Source organism: Parazoarcus communis SWub3 = DSM 12120 (assembly GCF_003226565.1).
In the GTDB taxonomy this organism is placed as follows: domain Bacteria; phylum Pseudomonadota; class Gammaproteobacteria; order Burkholderiales; family Rhodocyclaceae; genus Parazoarcus; species Parazoarcus communis.
On sequence record NZ_QKOE01000153.1, the window covers coordinates 1 to 334 of the forward strand.

Below are 334 nucleotides of genomic sequence, written 5' to 3' on the forward strand. Positions count from 1 at the left end.
CATGCAGTGAGCGCACGCCGCACTCCTCGCAGGCCTTCACCTTGTTGCCCACATAGACCCGGGAGGCGGGATTGTCCCCGACCAGGATGACCGCCAGCCCGGGGCGCACGCCATGTTGCGCCAGTCGTCCCACGCGCTCGCGAAAGCCCGTGCGAAGCTGTTTCGACAGCGCCTTGCCGTCGATGATCTGTGCTGTCATGCCGGCCTCTCAGCGGAAGACGACGGTTTTATTGCCATGGACCAGCACCCGATCTTCCAGGTGGTAGCGCAGGCCGCGTGCGAGGACGGCTTTCTCGATGTCCTTGCCGTAACGCACCAGGTCTTCGGGTGCGTC

The 334-nt window shown here is 64.7% G+C and carries 1 protein-coding gene and 1 pseudogene; both read right to left on the bottom strand.

Annotated features, from left to right (window positions below; all coding sequences use genetic code 11):
- The coding region (locus DNK49_RS23505; RefSeq protein ID WP_279386443.1) for a tetrahydrofolate dehydrogenase/cyclohydrolase catalytic domain-containing protein at positions 1–199 on the bottom strand (199 nt) is incomplete at its 3' end.
- 9 nt (positions 200–208) lie between these two features.
- A pseudogene (locus DNK49_RS25125) lies at positions 209–334 on the bottom strand (formyltetrahydrofolate deformylase); the annotation flags it as partial.